The sequence below is a fragment of the Corynebacterium sp. MSK122 genome, assembly GCF_030229435.2.
Classification (GTDB): domain Bacteria; phylum Actinomycetota; class Actinomycetes; order Mycobacteriales; family Mycobacteriaceae; genus Corynebacterium; species Corynebacterium marquesiae.
Map to the genome: position 1 here is coordinate 40,241 of NZ_JASPHV020000015.1, position 14,887 is coordinate 55,127.

Consider the following 14,887-nt stretch of genomic DNA (forward strand, 5'->3'; position numbering starts at 1 on the left):
CCAGTCCAAGGCGTGGCGATTTGCCGGTAGCCGCCTAAACGAGGGCAGCTTCGATAAGAGCCTATAAGGGCTTTTGATTAACCTTTGCAGCCTGCGGGGCGTATAGTGCCTCTCCGTATAATTCAATTTCTATTTCCTTCGTCTGCGATGCGTGGCCTTATGGTCAGCGCGTGGAGAGGGAATTTTCTTTTTGTTATTTGGAGTGAGTATATGACGCCTACAGAATCTGCAGCGGCTAAGCCGCAGCTGATTACGCCTACGTTTGTCCTCGCGTGGGTGGCTAATTTTTGCCAGTTCTTGGTCTTTTACCTGTTCGTAACCACCATGGCCCTCTACGCGGTAGAGAGCTTCGGGGCATCGGATACCGTCGGTGGTTTCGCCTCCAGTGCCTTTGTTCTGGGCGCGACGTGCATGCGCGTGTTCTCCGGCTGGATCGTGGACCGCGTGGGCCACAAGAAGGCGGCCTTGACTTCCCTGGCCTTCGTCACAGTTGTAGCTGTGGCGTACTTTTTTGCGCATAATGTTGCGGTCTTGATTATCGTGCGAATGGTGCACGGCGCGGGCTATGCTTTGACCTCCACCGCACTCATGGCGGTGGCGCAGTCCGTTATCCCACATGAACGCCGTGCGGAAGGCACCGGATACTTCGCCCTGGGCACTACCCTTGCAACCGCGTTTGGTCCAGCTATCGGCCTGTTATTGGCTAATAACATCGGCTACACCACGCTTTTTGCTGTCGCCCTTGGTGCAAATATTGTTTCCTTGATCCTGGCCTTGGTGCTGCGCTATCCGGCCGAGGTTTCCTCCGAAAAGCCGGCCTTTAAGTTGCGCAATGCCGTGCACCCCAACGTGGTGCCCATCGGTCTATTCATGCTCCTAGTCGGCATCGCCTACTCCGGCGTGGTGACCTACCTCAACGCCTACGCCCGCAAGGAAGACCTGGCCACCGGCGCAGGGCTCTTCTTTATCGGCTATGCGGTCACGATGCTCATCATGCGCTTCTTCTTGGGCCGTATGCAGGACCATAAGGGTGATAATGCCGTGATGTACCTCGGCTTGGCCGCCTTTGTCGTGGCCCTGCTGATCATGGGCTTCCCCACCAATGACGTCATGCTGGTGGTCGCGGGCGCCTGCACCGGTTTGGGTTTCGGTACTCTCAGCCCCGCCTGCCAAGCCATCTCCGTGCGCTCGGTTCCTGCTGCGCAGATGGGTGCCGGTATCTCCACCATGTTCCTGCTCATGGACCTCGGTATTGGCCTGGCCCCGTTCGGCCTGGGCCCCATTGTTGGGGCAACGGGCTTTGACACGATGTATCTCATTCTCACGGGTCTCGTGGTCGTCGCTGCTATCTACTACTTCTTCGTGCACGGCCGCTTCCCTAAGGCGAAGGGGCACCATCTGAGCTTTGAAGCGGGCAAGTAACACCACAGCCGTTGCCCCTCCTTCGCACTCGGCATGAAAAGCACGCCAGCGCTAAGCGCTGGCGTGCTTTTGTTTTGCGCGCACTCCGGGCAAGAAGAGGGTGCTGGCCTAGCCGGTAAGCTAAAGGCCCTGACACAGCCTGCGGTTCCGGAAGTAGAGTATGCGTCGAGACGCGCTGAGCTCGACATGAGGACGCGGCAAAGCGATACCTTTCGAGCAGTGCCAATAGTGATGGGGAACGTTCAAGGTGGATCGGTTCGGCGGACTATGAGCCCTTGTGTAACTAGGTGCGAAGCGAGTTCAGTTGGTGAGTGGGCAGGCAGCCAGCATCTACAACGCGCCGGGCAAGGGCGCGGTCGCCCATCTTGGCGGCAAAGGCCATACGCATGGTGATGCCGTGGCTGGGTGGGGTATCCAGCTCAATGGCGTCGCCGGGGCGAATGCGGCCGGGGGACATGATGCGCAGGTAGGTGCCGCAGTCGCCACGCGCGGTCCAACGCTTGAGCCAGCCGCGCTCCCCTAGCCAGCCGGCGAAGGTGGCACACGGTTGGCGGGGCACGGATACCTCAAGCACAGCGGTGCCGATGCACACGCGCTGATTGATGAGCAGAGCAGACAGATCGATGCCCTGCGTGGTGAGATTTTCGCCAAAGCTCCCGGAGGCCAGCGGGCGGGAAAGTTCAGATTGCCAGTAATCCAGTTCCTCGCGGGAGTAAGCGTAAACGGCCTTATCGTTGCCGCCGTGATGTTGGGTGTCGCCAATTATATCGCCGCGCACGCCAGACCCATCGCCGTAATGGGGTCCGGGTGCCGCCAGATCGATAAAGTCTTGCGGCTGCTTGTCGATGCCCGAGAACTCATGCCGCCCGCTCGGGTCCGGCCGGCGGACGGCGACATTGGTAGAGATGACCTGCATGCCTGCCACCCTAGCTGAGCGTGAGCGCCTCCGCGGTGAGAATATCGCGGTAGAACAGCTGCGGGGCGAGGGAGACGGCCTCGGCGAGCTGTGGGAGGGCGTCGTCAAGCGTGGCGGCGAAAGCAGGGTCCGCCAGCTTGCCATTGGCCACGCCGCGCGCCGTGATGGCAAGAACATAGGAAATAAACGGCATCCAGGCGGAATCGCCGAGCTCCGAATTGCCATCGCCAAAGGCGTCCAGCGCGAGTAGGGTATGCAGGACGGACTTATCGACGCCCAGCTGTTGCAGCGTCACCCGCAGCTGCATTGCGGTGCTACGCAGGTTAGAAATGGTGCCCAGGCGGGTGAGCGCAAGGTCATTGGCAAAGCACTCGCGCAGTGCGGCGATGCGGTGGGCGTCATCGCAGAGTTGATCACTTTCCGTCGACGGCGTGGGAGCCTCGCCCGTGGCGCTCATCAGCAGCATGGGGCGGGTGACATCGTCGACGCCGGTGGACGGTACGCGCGCGAGGGAGGCGGAGCCGTGGGCTTCGACGTAGTCATGGGCGGCGTCGGCAAGCGCGGCCAAGAGTGAGGAAGGCTCGGCGGCCGGCTCCTCGCGGCGGAAGGTGCGGGAGACCAAGCCGGTGCGGACAAAGGCGCGCATGCGCTGCCCCGGCTCAAAGTCTGCGGCCATAAGGGCATCCATGCTGGCGCGCGGATCCGCCTCAATCTCTTTGACGATTCCCTCGAAGGTTTCCTTGGCCTTGGGGGCTAGGCGGCGCATAGCCGCGTAAGTGGGCCACATACCCTCGGTGTTTTCGGTTTCGCCGTCCTGGAAGATGATGAGGGCGCTAGCCGGCGGGTACTGCGGTGCGGCCAAGTCGCTGGCCGGCTCATCCTCGCGGAAGTCCACGATGAGGTGGCCGGCGTTCAGCAGCTCCTCGGGCAGCGCAAAGCCTTCCTCCGTGGGTTCCAGCGGTTGCGGCTCGCCCGCAGGATTGCCCAGCGGCCACGCCCAAGCCAGCAGCTCTACCTCCTCCTCATGCGTCTGCTCGGGGACGAGGATGCCGTCCTCAATGGTTGCGCGGGCGACCAACGGTGCCTTGCGCACGGTGGCGATGGCGGCATAAATGAGGTCGCTGGCCGCGGTGGCCTCATATTCCATGACGCGACGCTCAAAGCTGCGCTTTTGGTGCGCTGCGCGCTCCTTTTCCGGCAGTCCTTCGAGGTATTCCTCATAGGACAACGTGGACCACAGGAGGTAGAGCTCCAGCGAGGTCTTTTTCGTCAGCGCCGACTTCAGCGCGCGGTTAGGCACGGACAGGCTGGTGGCGGCCTCCGTAGAGCCATTGGCGGTGACAAGGTCCCTAATCTTCTGGTTTTTATCAATAACCACGAACTTTGCCAGCGGCAGTGGCTCCGGTGAGTGGATGGTAAAAAGTGCATCGGCATCGAGCTGGTCCGCCAGGATGACCTGCTTATCCAGGTAATCCACGGGCTCGGCCGCGGTACGTTTGACGCGGGTGCGAATCGTCGCCGGCTCCACCTGGAAGGTCAGCTCATAGCCGGCTTCACTGCCGACGGTCTCCTCGCGCACACTTTCGTCTTCGCCAAAGACGCGCTGGCCCTTTTCCATCTGGATAGCCTTGCCCGGCGCAGAAGCCAAGGCATAGCTAAACGGCGAAAGGTTGCCCAGGGCGTCGATAAAGCGGAAGTTGGTCCCGCGCGGGCCCTCGTTCTTGGCACGCATGTGCAGCGACTCCGCAAAGTTGAGGTACTGGATATCCACCAGTTCCTCGTCCTTGTACAGGGTGAAGCGGTAGCGGCCTACCCAGGGATCCTCGAAGGCGTCTGCGGGGAGCACCTCGTGGATGCCCTCCGGTAGTTCATCCTCCAGTACGACCTCCTCTTCCCCACCAATGGGGACATAGGTCAGTTCCATGCTGAGATCCGTATTGGCGATGACCCGCGGGGACTGGGTATAGACCAGTTCGCCATCTAGGCCATGGGCATTGGGTAGCGTCTTTACGGCCATGTCCCAAGCAAAATCAGGGCTGCCGGAGACCTTGATGGTTGTGAATTCTTGGCGCGGGACCTCCACGGTGAAAGACTGGCTGACCTCTACCGGGGTGATAGTCCAGCCCTCCCATGCACCGTGGGGACGGGTCTCGCCGACCTTGGCCTTGGGGAGTTCCGTGCCAGCGGGGGCGATGAAGGTATAAGAGCCCTTGGCCACCGCGGTGGTGGTATCGATTGGGCGATGGGTGGAATCCAACAGCAGGCCGCCATTGGCCACGCCGGCGAATTCCACAGTGTGCTCCTCAAAGGAGATGCTGAGGTGGCTAAAGGCACGCGGCATGCTGATCCACAAGCCAGGATCCTCGCCCTCCACATAGTAGAACTTGCGGGTGTCCTCGCTGCCATTGAGCAGTTGTGCGGTCACGGTCCACTGGGGATCTTCTGGCTCATAACCTGCGGTTACGGCCGGTAGGTACAGCTCCAGAGTGTGGGTAGCTGGGGAGAGGCGCAGGTGCGGGATCCCCTGAAAAACCGCTGCGTCTGCAAAAGATGATAGCTGGCTGCGAAACTTCTCCTGGCTCATTTACCCCAGCCTAGATCATTTTCATGCAGATCTGCATTTTGGCTGCGAGCGGCGGAAATGACGCGAAAACCGGGGAAGAATACGGCGGGGATTTTGCATGTGCGTGCCCTGCAGAACGCGGAAAGCGTAGCGAACTACCCCGCGCCAGGATGCGGCTATTACACTGTGTGATTATGACTACCCAGAGCGATTCCACTTCGTACCGCTATACCCCGGAGCTGGCGAACCAGATCGAGAAGACCTGGCAGCAGTACTGGAAAGACAATGGCACCTTTAATGCCCCGAACCCGGTCGGCGAGCTCGCCACCGATGCGGGCGAGTTGCCTAAGGAAAAGCTCAATGTGCAGGATATGTTCCCCTACCCTTCCGGTGCGGGCCTGCACGTGGGACACCCACTGGGATATATCGCCACCGATACTTACGCCCGCTATAACCGAATGCTGGGCAAGAACGTGCTGCACACCTTGGGCTACGATGCCTTCGGCCTGCCGGCCGAGCAGTACGCCATTCAGACCGGTACCCACCCGCGCACCACTACCGAGGCGAATATTGAAAACATGCGCCGCCAGCTGGGTATGTTGGGCTTGGGTCACGATCCGCGCCGCTCGGTAGAATCGACCGATCCGGAGTTCTTCAAGTGGACGCAGTGGATCTTCCTGCAGATTTATAACTCTTGGTTCGATGAAGAGCAGCAGAAGGCGCGCCCGATTGCAGAGCTCATCAAGGAACTAGAGGCCAATAAGCGCACCACCAAGGACGGCCGCTACTACGAGGACCTTACCGAAGAGGAAAAGGCCGCGGCTATCGATGAATTCCGCTTGGTCTACCTGTCTAATTCCACTGTGAACTGGTGCCCAGGCTTGGGTACTGTGCTGGCAAACGAGGAGGTCACCGCTGAGGGTAAGTCCGAGCGCGGAAATTTCCCGGTCTTCCGTAAAAACCTCTCGCAGTGGATGATGCGCATTACCGCCTACTCCGATCGCTTGCTGGATGATCTGGAGCTTTTGGATTGGCCGGACAAGGTCAAGTCCATGCAGCGCAATTGGATCGGCCGTTCCCGCGGCGCAGAGGTCTCCTTCCCTGCTGAGGGCTACGAGATCGAGGTCTTTACCACCCGCCCGGATACCCTCTTCGGCGCCGAGTACGTGGTCCTGGCCCCAGAGCATGAGCTTGTCGACGCCCTCCTCTCCCCCATCCCTTATGACGATGACGTGGATGAGCGTTGGACCTATGGCCACGATGATCCGAAGGAGGCCGTGGAGTCCTACCGCACCGATATTGCCGCCAAGTCCGATCTGGAGCGCCAGGAGAACAAGGAAAAGACCGGCGTATTCCTGGGTACTTATGCCACCAACCCGGTCTCTGGCAAGAAGGTCCCGATCTTCATCGCGGACTATGTGCTGACCGGCTACGGCACTGGCGCCATCATGGCAGTTCCGGCGCACGACACCCGTGACTACGAGTTTGCCCAGGCTTTCGGCCTACCAATTACGGAGGTTGTCTCTGGCGGAAACGTGGAGGAAGAAGCCTGGACCGAGGACGGCGCGCTGGTTAATTCCTCCAACGACAAGGGCCTGGACCTCAACGGCCTGAACAAGGCTGAGGCCATTGCCGCGGCCATCGAGTGGCTGGAAAAGGACGGCTCCGGCCGCGAAAAGGTGCAGTACAAACTGCGCGATTGGCTCTTCGCCCGCCAGCGTTACTGGGGCGAGCCCTTCCCCATCGTCTACGACAAGGATGGCTTCGCCCACGCCCTGCCGGAATCCATGCTGCCGGTAGAGCTGCCAGAGGTAGAAGATTATAAGCCCGTTTCCTTTGATCCAGAAGACAAGGACTCCGAACCACAACCACCGCTGGCAAAGGTGCGCGACTGGGTCGAGGTCGAGCTGGATCTGGGCGACGGTCCACAGACCTACTTCCGCGATACCAATGTTATGCCGCAGTGGGCGGGTTCTTCTTGGTACCAGCTGCGCTATATCGATCCCCGCAATGATGAGGCATTCTGCGATATCGAGAACGAGCGCTACTGGACTGGCCCGCGTCCGGAGCAGCATGGCCCGCAGGATCCGGGCGGCGTGGACCTCTATGTCGGCGGCGTCGAGCACGCTGTGCTGCACCTGCTTTACTCCCGCTTCTGGCATAAGGTGCTCTTTGACCTGGGCTTTGTTAGTTCCCAAGAGCCTTACCGCCGCCTGTACAACCAGGGCTATATCCAGGCCTATGCCTACACGGATTCCCGCGGCGTGTACGTTCCAGCCGCTGAAGTAGAGGAAAAGGACGGCAAGTTCTACTACAACGGCGAAGAGGTCAATCAGGAGTATGGCAAGATGGGCAAGTCCCTCAAGAATGCCGTGGCTCCGGACGATATTTGCCGCGACTTCGGTGCCGATACCCTGCGCGTTTACGAGATGTCCATGGGTCCACTGGATACGTCTCGCCCGTGGGCTACCAAGGACGTCGTAGGCTCCCAGCGCTTCCTGCAGCGCCTGTGGCGCCTAGCCGTCAACGAGGACACCGGCGAGCTGGCCACTACCGACGCCGCCTTGAGCGAGGATGACCTCAAGCAGCTCCACCGCACCATCGCAGGCGTGCGCGATGATTACGAGAACCTGCGGCTCAATACCGTGGTGGCCAAGCTCATCGAGTACGTCAACTATCTGACCAAGACCTACCGCACCGAGGCTCCGCGGGCCGCCGTGGAGCCGATCGCACAGTTGGTCTCCCCCATTGCCCCGCATATCGCGGAGGAACTGTGGCAGCGCTTCGGCCATGACGAGACCATCACCTATCAGCCCTTCCCCACTTTTGAGGAAAAGTACCTGGTAGACGATGAAATCGAGGTGCCGGTTCAGATCAATGGCAAGGTAAAGGCCCGCATCAACGTAGCTGCTGATGCTGACCAGGATGCGGTCTTCGAGGTTGCCCTCGCCGACGCGAAGATTGCTGAGCTGACCAGCGGAAAGAACGTGGTGAAGAAGATCTACGTTCCGGGCCGCATGGTCAACCTCGTGGTCAAGTAGTTACTCGTCCCAAAATTCCGTGGCGCACAGCGCAATGCCGTGCGCCCGGATCCCCTGGCCGACCTCCAGCTTCTCGTTCACGATGAGCGGGAGGCCGTCGAGGTCGCATACCCAAAACTCCCCCATGCCCAGCTCATTGCTGTGCTTGGCGACGCCCCCGATAGTCCCCGCTACCTCTACCTGCGGGTTAAGCATGCTGGGCTTGAAGTTCCGGTAGAAGCGCTCGGTAGCGGGCGAAGTCAAGGAAAACTCTTCCGGCTTCCCTACCTGGTAATTCAAAGCCACAACCGCCGGCCGCACCTGTCCCTGGAGCTTTTCTCCTCCGATTGGGTTGCCTGCCGGCAGGGCGAAGGGCGCATCCGCCAGCGCCGCGAACTGTAGATCACCAGTTTCCACAATGCCGATATAGGGCGTTGCGCGATATATCGTGCCCGGTGCCTCTTCCCCACCCCGGTAGGAAGGAACTGCGGCCCACTCCCCTTCGTACTCCATACCTGTAACCGCCATACCAGACGGGTCGGCGTGGAATAGCACTCGATCAAATCCGGGCGCCTCCCACATGTCGTGATCGTTAGGTAGCTCCGCAATGAGTTCTTCCATATCCGCGAAGTCGAAACCGCACGTGCTAAATAGCTTATCCATGCTTGCCATTCTAAACGCTGCGGTCTTCTCTGCCGGAGCGGTCATTGCGTTCGCACTCGCATCTTTGCCGCGAGTATTTGCTTCACTATTTCCTTTTAAGGCAAAAATATATCTGCTCAAACAATAGTGCGTTTCAGCAGATAGGTATTCAAAAGGAACATTAAAGTGCTTTTGGTAGCAAAGGTATGGGTTTGTAAAATTGTGGTTCTCGTAGACCCACATCTCTGTGCAGTAGTGGGAGTTGGTGTATCAACTCTTGGTAAGCCAATGAGTTGTTAGATCAACTCTGCAGTATAGACTGTTGATAGAAGGAGAACCAAAGGAGGAATGCGATGCGCGTGGAGCAGAGTGCGGCGTGGGGTGACTTTGTTGCCATGCAAGAAGCGCTCCACGCACGTCTTTCTGGGGAGCTGCAGAGTGGCTCTAGATTGAGCGAGGCAGATTACGCGGTGTTGGCCGTGCTGAATCGTCGGCGCCAGATTTCTACGCGCCCGCATGAATTGGCGGCGGAGCTTCGGTGGGAGAAGTCGCGGTTGCATCGGCAGTTAGTGCGCATGGAGTCCCGAAAATTGGTTTCCAGGCGTGAGGCACCGGAGTTAGGAACCCGTGCAGTTAAAGTCACTGTGACGGAAAGCGGAAGTGCTGCTTTCAACGCAGCGATCGTGCGACATACTGCCACAGTGGAAGAGATCGTGGTGGGCACCCTTAGTGACGAAGACCTACAAACCTTGGGCAGGATTTCCCGCACGTTGCTACGCGCGGTAGCTAAAGAGGGGACGTCGGAAAGCTAGCTGTCCGCGCCGACCAGTGCATGTAAAAAGGCACCCGCTATAACGGCGGGCGCCTTAGAGATTGGCTAGGCGGGACCTAGGAAATCTTAAGAACGGTGCGTCCGTGGTGGGTGCCCTCGAGGAGGGACTTGGATTCCTCGACAACGTCCGACAACGGAATCGTATTGGTCAGTGACTCAAGGATGGACCGGTCCAGCTTGCGTGCGAGGAGCTGCCAAGCGTTCTGGCGGTAGTGGAGCGGGGCGTCGACAGAGTTAACGCCGGCGAGGTGCACGTTGCGCAGAATGAACGGCAAGACGGTGGTGGGCAGGTCCGGGCCGGCGGCCATACCGGTGGAGGCGACGGTGCCGCCCCACACAGTGCGGGACAATACATTGGCCAGGACGTGGGAGCCGGAGGTATCGACCGCACCGGCATACGTTGCCTTCTGCAAGGGTTTTCCGGCCTCAGCAAATTCGGCGCGGTCCACGATGGTATGGGCACCGAGCTCGTGAAGGTACTGAGAATAGTCCTCCGGGCGGCCGGTCATTGCGTGAACCTCGTAACCGGCATTGGACAGCAGATTCACGGCGATGGAGCCTACGCCACCGGTGGCGCCGGTGACCAAAACTGGACCATCGGGTAGCCCGCGCAGAGAGTTAACGCACAGGGCGGCAGTGTAGCCCGCAGTGCCAACGGCGGCCGCCTGCTCTGCGGTGAAGTCCGCGGGCAGGGCGACGGTTGCTTGGGAGTTGACGCGCTGCTTCGGGGTGTAGCCGCCGTGGCGGAACTCGCCTAGGCCATCACCGAAGGAAGCTACCAAGGTGCCAACTGGAAGGCGCTCGACGCTGGATTCAGAAACCGTGCCGACCACGTCGATGCCCGGAACCAGCGGGCTGGTGCGCATGACGCCGCGGTCACCTGCGATAGCCATGGCGTCCTTGTAGTTCAGGGAAGAATAAGAAACATCAACGGTAAGGTCGCCTTCGGCGAGGAATTCTCCCTCTTCGAAGGAGGTCGTAACGGACTTATCTTCGTTGCGGGTTACTAGTAGCGTGCTCATGCTCACCATCGTACGTTATATGTGATGCAGAGATTTAACAGCGAATCTCACGGGGATTTTTCAGGCTCGCTTGTTAACTTGAACGACATGACGATGACCACGATGCCTACCCGCACCTCGCGCCAGATTGGTGCGCGAGGAATGCCTGCTAAGCGCACGCTGTGGCGCAGTGCAGCCGTAGCCTGCGTGGTTGTCATGGTGGCTATTGCAGTAGCTACGGTGGGCAAGCCCTTCATAGATATCCCCGGTGTGGTTGATGCGTCTGCGCACGCACGCCGCAGCCTCGATCTGCAAATGTTCAACGGCTTTAATAACCCTCATCCGTGGTGGGGTCCGTGGACCAATACTTTTGGCAATATAGCGCTGTTTATGCCGCTCGGTGCGTGCTTGGTAGTAATGGGGCACAATTCGCGGCGCATCCGCTTTGGCCGCGGTGGAACCATCCTTCTGGCAATGGCGCTCAGCCTAGGTATCGAAATTACCCAATACGTATTCTCGCTGGGATTTAGCGACGTAGACGACTTGGTCTTCAATACCCTCGGCGCATCCTTGGGTGCGTTCCTGGTAAGCCGCAGCAGTTTTCAGGTACAGCTGCGAGCTGTGCGCTTCATCGGCTGGACTGCGGCGGCGGGCCTGGGTGCTCTCGCTGCCGTAATCTTGGCCGGGGTGATTGTTTAGCGCCCTAGGGTGACTCGGTGTCCGAAGTTGAACATATCGAGGGAATCACCCTTCTCTAGGCCCTCAAACATCCCCGCGGGGTTGGACGGAACCATGCCGGTGACTTGCGATACGCCGTAGTGTTCAAGCAGTACAGGGGCTAGGGGAGTTGATGGGCCTAGGACGACATTGAAGGACTCGCGGGAGAGCTCGAGCAGGCGGGGAGCGGTTTTATTGACAAAGGCAGAGCCGGTAATAAAGACATAATCGCACTCGGGCAGGATGTATTCGGCGGCGGAATCTGGATAGTCGCCCTCATTGAGCGAGCGCTCCAACATATAAAAATCCGCAGCCTGGTTGAGTGCCTTGGGTGCAAAAGGGAAGTGGCCAATGACCGCGACCTTCTTCCCCGCGACGGCGTTGCGGAAGGGATCAAAGAAGTGGGGCCAGGGGGAGTCGGCAAGCGTAAAACCATGCTCATCGGCTACAGAAGGCGTGGCGTAGTAGGAATTTAGCGCGGCCATGCCGAAGGACGCCTCCGAGAAATTCCAGCTCTTGGCCAGCTGGGCGATGGCGCGAAGAGGAACCCCAGAGTACTCGGCGCGCATCTGGGCCGGGCGAGAGGTGGCAGACATGGTCATGGCCATGCCGCAGCTAGGACTTTCGGTGTATACCCGGGTCCACCGCGGTCCTTGGGCGGCGCGGGAGACCGCTATGTCACGGGGAATGGCATCGATGAGGTCATCGTAGAGATCCCAGGCAGACATGCATAAACCAGCTTTCCCAAATTGTGTCGGACTCTTTGTGTGAAGGCAGTGTAGTCGAATTAGTTGGGACAAACCTATAGCTTTAGTCACATATATTCGCTACATCGTGCGCGGTCTGCTTGGCAAAGGGGCTGACGCCTGTAATGGTTGCGGAGCCCGGACCGGTCCAGGTGCCATAGCCCACGAGGAAGAGGCCGTCGACGGTGGGGGAGGTGCCATCAAGGAGCCCGCGGATGGGCCGGAGGGCGGCCCGGAAACCGGTGCACCAGATGAGGTGGTCTGCGGTGACTTCAGCAAGCGAAGAAAACATGGGGGTGGCCTGCAAGAGTCCGGAATCCCGTGCGCGTAGGACCGGTGGGACCATTACGATATCGCCCAAATTGGTATCTGCGCCGGGGTCTGGTTCGCCGCGGAGCATGGCGTTGAGACGGGCGCGATTGCGCTGAAAGAGCACTCGGCCGTCAACGTCGTTGGGCATCCACCGCGGGGAGTTGCGGGTATACCAGGTGGTTTCCACACCGGAGAGCAGGAGATCGGCCGCGATTTGGGCACCGGAATTGGCCGCGCCGACGACCGCCACGGTAGATCCGGCGAAGTCCGCGGGGCCTGGATAGAAGGCGGAATGCCATTGCCTCCCGTCAAAAGTACCGGGGTAGTAGGGGATAAAGGGAGCGGACCAGGTGCCCGTGGCCGCCACGACCGTGCGTGCTGTCAGATGCTCTGTACCGGCAAAGACGTGGAAGCACGCGCCGTCATGGGTTACCTCATCCACTGTGACCGGCCGGCGAATGGGCAGTTCATAGCGCTTCTCATAAGCCGCAAAGTAATCAATAACGTGGCTAGCTGGCGGGAAGCCTTCATGGTGGGGCATAGGCCATCCCGGCAGGTTGGAGGAGGCAGAATTGCTAAAGAGCGTGAGCGAGGGCCAGGTATGGCGCCAGGCCGCGCCGGGGCCGGGCTCAGCGTCTAGAATGACAAAATCCAGGCCTTTCTTGCGCAGGTAATAACCCACCGCAAGGCCTGCCTGGCCAGCGCCGATGACTATGCAGTCCAGCATTAGATGAGCTTCCTCTCCCGCGCCACGGTCACCGCGGCGGTGCGAGTTTCCACACCCAATTTCTGAAAGATATGGATGAGGTGGGTTTTGACCGTGGCCTCAGAGATGAAGAGTTGCTTGGCCAGCTCCTTATTGGAGGAACCGGTAGACAACGCCCGGAGGATTTCTAGCTCGCGGGCGGACAGCGATTCGTGCGGCCGGCCCACGCGCTGGGCTAGGAGGTCTACTACCTCCGGTGCCAAGGTGCGGCGGTGCGCGGCGGTATTGAGTACGGCCTCGTGCAGCGCCTGCTCGGGGGAATCTTTAAGCAGATAGCCCATTGCGCCGGCCTCTACGGCGGCAAGGATATCGGCCTGCGTGTCATAGGTGGTGAGGATGAGTACCGGTGGGCCGCCGGCCTCGACTACCCGCTTGGTGGCCGCGATGCCATCCATGCCAGGCATCTGGATATCGCAGACCACGGCGTCTACCTGTGGGGCGTCGTCAGTAAAGAGCTTATCCACATCCGCGCCGGTAGAGCCTTCCATGACAACCTCGACATCGGAGAAGGTATTGAGGATGGCACGCAGGCCGGCGCGGACCACGGGGTGATCATCAATCAGCATGACATTAACCATTGCTTTTCTCCTTCAGCGGGATACGGACGGCCAGGGCGGTGCCTTCGCCGGATTCCAGGTTCATGGTGCCGCCCACAGCTTCCACGCGGCCGCGGAGGCCGCTGAGTCCAAAACCATGGTCCCTGCCGCTGGGGCGAGGGGAGGCGGATAGTCCGCATCCATTATCAACGACGTCTAAAGTCACCGCATCCTCAAAGAGACCAAGCGTGACCACGGCGCGCGAGGCGTGGGCATGTTTGATGACGTTATTGAGCCCTTCCTGCGCAGCACGTATGATGACCTCTTTGATCCGGCCGGGCACCTTGCCACTTCCAGATACCACCAGTTCGAAGGTGGTTTCTTCCCCCAAAGCCTTCACGCGGCTGCGCATCTGGGACAGCAGGGAACTAAGTTGGGTTTCCAGTCGCTCATCCGGGCCGGCTAGTTCGCGGACAAAGCGGCGGGCCTCAGCCAGGTTTTCGCTCGCGACGTCTTCAATAACCGCCAGTTGCTCCTCTTTGGTCGCTGGATCGTCGGCGCCGCGGGCCGCGCGGGAGAGCAACAAGATGGAGCTGAGGCCTTGCGCGACGGTGTCATGGATCTCGCGAGAGAGGCGCTCACGCTCCTCTAGCCGGCCGGCTTGGTGCTCGCTGGCGGCCAGTTCGGCTTGGGTTTCGCGCAGCTGCTTGGCTATGTCCCTGTGGTGCGCCGCCTCTGCCTGCAGACGCCGCTGGATGAAAAAGACCGTGGCTGCAAAGGCGGTACCGATAAGTGGTCCCACGGCCGCAGCGATGGACCAGCCCTCGGGGTGCAGCCAGGCGGGAATAAAGGCGGCCGCTGCCCACAGCACGGCGATGGAGACTAACCCAGGCACGGTGGGCAGGGCACGCAGAAAGACAAAAACGAGCGGGAATTCCAGCCACATGAAATCCTGCGCATGCACCATCAGACCCAGCCACAACAGGCATAGCCCACCCAGCCATAACCATGTGGGCAGCCAACGCTCTGCGGCATAGACCACGGCGAGGGCGATGGCTAAGCCGATCACCCGGGCGTCGAGCCGCTCATCCACATAGGCGCGCACTACGCCGAAGACCAGCAGAAACGCGAACATGGCGTGCAGGCCATAGACCCATAATTTTTGTCCTTTAAACACAACCACCCAGGATATCCGCGTACGGGTGGACCGTGAATCAACCACTTGGTTGACTCGAGGTTCAGCGAGCTGGCCGATTACTTCTGACCTGCATAAAGCGAATATAGAACCGTGCTGTCAAGGGGTGAATGCGCCACTTCGACCGGGAGGTAGTTGTGACGCGTTGGACTCCGAAGGATGTTAAGGATGCTGCTGTTGAGCGCGTGGTGGCAGGCGAGGCAGTTAGCCTGGTCGCGC

Annotated in this window: 12 protein-coding genes; 4 read left to right on the top strand and 8 right to left on the bottom strand. The window is 59.9% G+C overall.

Annotated elements, in window-relative coordinates; genetic code table 11:
• The first annotated feature begins 210 nt into the window (after nucleotides 1-210).
• Nucleotides 211-1,422, top strand: coding sequence for an MFS transporter (locus QP934_RS07790; protein ID WP_419127235.1), 1,212 nt, complete (start codon nucleotides 211-213; stop codon nucleotides 1,420-1,422).
• Nucleotides 1,423-1,705: 283 nt separating this feature from the next.
• Here QP934_RS07790 and QP934_RS07795 read toward each other — a convergent pair whose 3' ends face one another.
• Nucleotides 1,706-2,338 (bottom strand): MOSC domain-containing protein, encoded by a 633-nt coding sequence (locus tag QP934_RS07795; RefSeq protein WP_419127236.1) that lies wholly within the window; start codon nucleotides 2,336-2,338, stop codon nucleotides 1,706-1,708.
• Nucleotides 2,339-2,348: 10 nt separating this feature from the next.
• Nucleotides 2,349-4,922 carry a hypothetical protein gene (locus QP934_RS07800; protein WP_419127237.1) on the bottom strand — a complete coding sequence of 858 codons (2,574 nt, stop codon included), beginning with the start codon at nucleotides 4,920-4,922 and terminating at the stop codon, nucleotides 2,349-2,351.
• A gap of 173 nt (nucleotides 4,923-5,095) precedes the next feature.
• On the opposite strand from QP934_RS07800, the gene leuS reads away from it, so the two are divergent.
• Nucleotides 5,096-7,942, top strand: coding sequence for a leucine--tRNA ligase (leuS, locus tag QP934_RS07805; RefSeq protein WP_349819428.1), 2,847 nt, complete (start codon nucleotides 5,096-5,098; stop codon nucleotides 7,940-7,942).
• Here the strand turns inward: leuS and QP934_RS07810 are convergent, their stop codons facing one another.
• Nucleotides 7,943-8,584, bottom strand: a complete 642-nt coding sequence (locus QP934_RS07810) for a hypothetical protein (RefSeq protein WP_340419530.1) — start codon at nucleotides 8,582-8,584, stop codon at nucleotides 7,943-7,945.
• A gap of 332 nt (nucleotides 8,585-8,916) precedes the next feature.
• On the opposite strand from QP934_RS07810, the gene QP934_RS07815 reads away from it, so the two are divergent.
• A complete protein-coding gene (locus QP934_RS07815) occupies nucleotides 8,917-9,375 on the top strand; it encodes a MarR family winged helix-turn-helix transcriptional regulator (protein WP_419127238.1) in 459 nt (152 codons plus the stop codon).
• Between the two features lie 76 nt (nucleotides 9,376-9,451).
• Here QP934_RS07815 and QP934_RS07820 read toward each other — a convergent pair whose 3' ends face one another.
• Nucleotides 9,452-10,426, bottom strand: a complete 975-nt coding sequence (locus tag QP934_RS07820; protein ID WP_349821868.1) for an MDR family oxidoreductase — start codon at nucleotides 10,424-10,426, stop codon at nucleotides 9,452-9,454.
• Nucleotides 10,427-10,504: 78 nt separating this feature from the next.
• Here QP934_RS07820 and QP934_RS07825 point away from each other — a divergent pair, with 78 nt between their 5' ends.
• Nucleotides 10,505-11,095, top strand: a complete 591-nt coding sequence (locus tag QP934_RS07825; protein ID WP_340419527.1) for a VanZ family protein — start codon at nucleotides 10,505-10,507, stop codon at nucleotides 11,093-11,095.
• Here QP934_RS07825 and QP934_RS07830 read toward each other — a convergent pair.
• The 4 genes from QP934_RS07830 to QP934_RS07845 all read right to left on the bottom strand — a co-directional run bounded on the left by QP934_RS07830 (nucleotide 11,092) and on the right by QP934_RS07845 (nucleotide 14,656).
• Nucleotides 11,092-11,841, bottom strand: coding sequence for a DUF364 domain-containing protein (locus QP934_RS07830; RefSeq protein WP_308572335.1), 750 nt, complete (start codon nucleotides 11,839-11,841; stop codon nucleotides 11,092-11,094). The genes QP934_RS07825 and QP934_RS07830 overlap by 4 nt on opposite strands.
• Before the next feature lie 82 nt (nucleotides 11,842-11,923).
• The gene (locus QP934_RS07835; protein ID WP_419127239.1) at nucleotides 11,924-12,898 is read right to left on the bottom strand and encodes an NAD(P)-binding domain-containing protein; all 975 of its coding nucleotides are present in this window, start codon (nucleotides 12,896-12,898) and stop codon (nucleotides 11,924-11,926) included.
• Nucleotides 12,898-13,515 (bottom strand): response regulator, encoded by a 618-nt coding sequence (locus QP934_RS07840; RefSeq protein ID WP_049377040.1) that lies wholly within the window; start codon nucleotides 13,513-13,515, stop codon nucleotides 12,898-12,900. Before QP934_RS07840 ends, QP934_RS07835 begins: the two co-directional genes overlap by 1 nt.
• Entirely contained in the window at nucleotides 13,508-14,656 is a 1,149-nt protein-coding gene (locus QP934_RS07845) for a sensor histidine kinase (RefSeq protein WP_419127240.1), read from the bottom strand. Before QP934_RS07845 ends, QP934_RS07840 begins: the two co-directional genes overlap by 8 nt.
• Between the last annotated feature and the right edge of the window lie 231 nt (nucleotides 14,657-14,887).

Excerpts from the sequence above, each read along its gene's own strand:
- QP934_RS07790 (WP_419127235.1), top strand. The coding sequence starts at position 211 with ATGACGCCTACAGAATCTGCAGCGGCTAAGCCGCAGCTGATTACGCCT.
- QP934_RS07795 (WP_419127236.1), bottom strand. The coding sequence starts at position 2,338 with ATGCAGGTCATCTCTACCAATGTCGCCGTCCGCCGGCCGGACCCGAGC.
- QP934_RS07800 (WP_419127237.1), bottom strand. The coding sequence starts at position 4,922 with ATGAGCCAGGAGAAGTTTCGCAGCCAGCTATCATCTTTTGCAGACGCA.
- leuS (WP_349819428.1), top strand. The coding sequence starts at position 5,096 with ATGACTACCCAGAGCGATTCCACTTCGTACCGCTATACCCCGGAGCTG.
- QP934_RS07810 (WP_340419530.1), bottom strand. The coding sequence starts at position 8,584 with ATGGATAAGCTATTTAGCACGTGCGGTTTCGACTTCGCGGATATGGAA.
- QP934_RS07815 (WP_419127238.1), top strand. The coding sequence starts at position 8,917 with ATGCGCGTGGAGCAGAGTGCGGCGTGGGGTGACTTTGTTGCCATGCAA.
- QP934_RS07820 (WP_349821868.1), bottom strand. The coding sequence starts at position 10,426 with ATGGTGAGCATGAGCACGCTACTAGTAACCCGCAACGAAGATAAGTCC.
- QP934_RS07825 (WP_340419527.1), top strand. The coding sequence starts at position 10,505 with ATGACGATGACCACGATGCCTACCCGCACCTCGCGCCAGATTGGTGCG.
- QP934_RS07830 (WP_308572335.1), bottom strand. The coding sequence starts at position 11,841 with ATGTCTGCCTGGGATCTCTACGATGACCTCATCGATGCCATTCCCCGT.
- QP934_RS07835 (WP_419127239.1), bottom strand. The coding sequence starts at position 12,898 with ATGCTGGACTGCATAGTCATCGGCGCTGGCCAGGCAGGCCTTGCGGTG.
- QP934_RS07840 (WP_049377040.1), bottom strand. The coding sequence starts at position 13,515 with ATGGTTAATGTCATGCTGATTGATGATCACCCCGTGGTCCGCGCCGGC.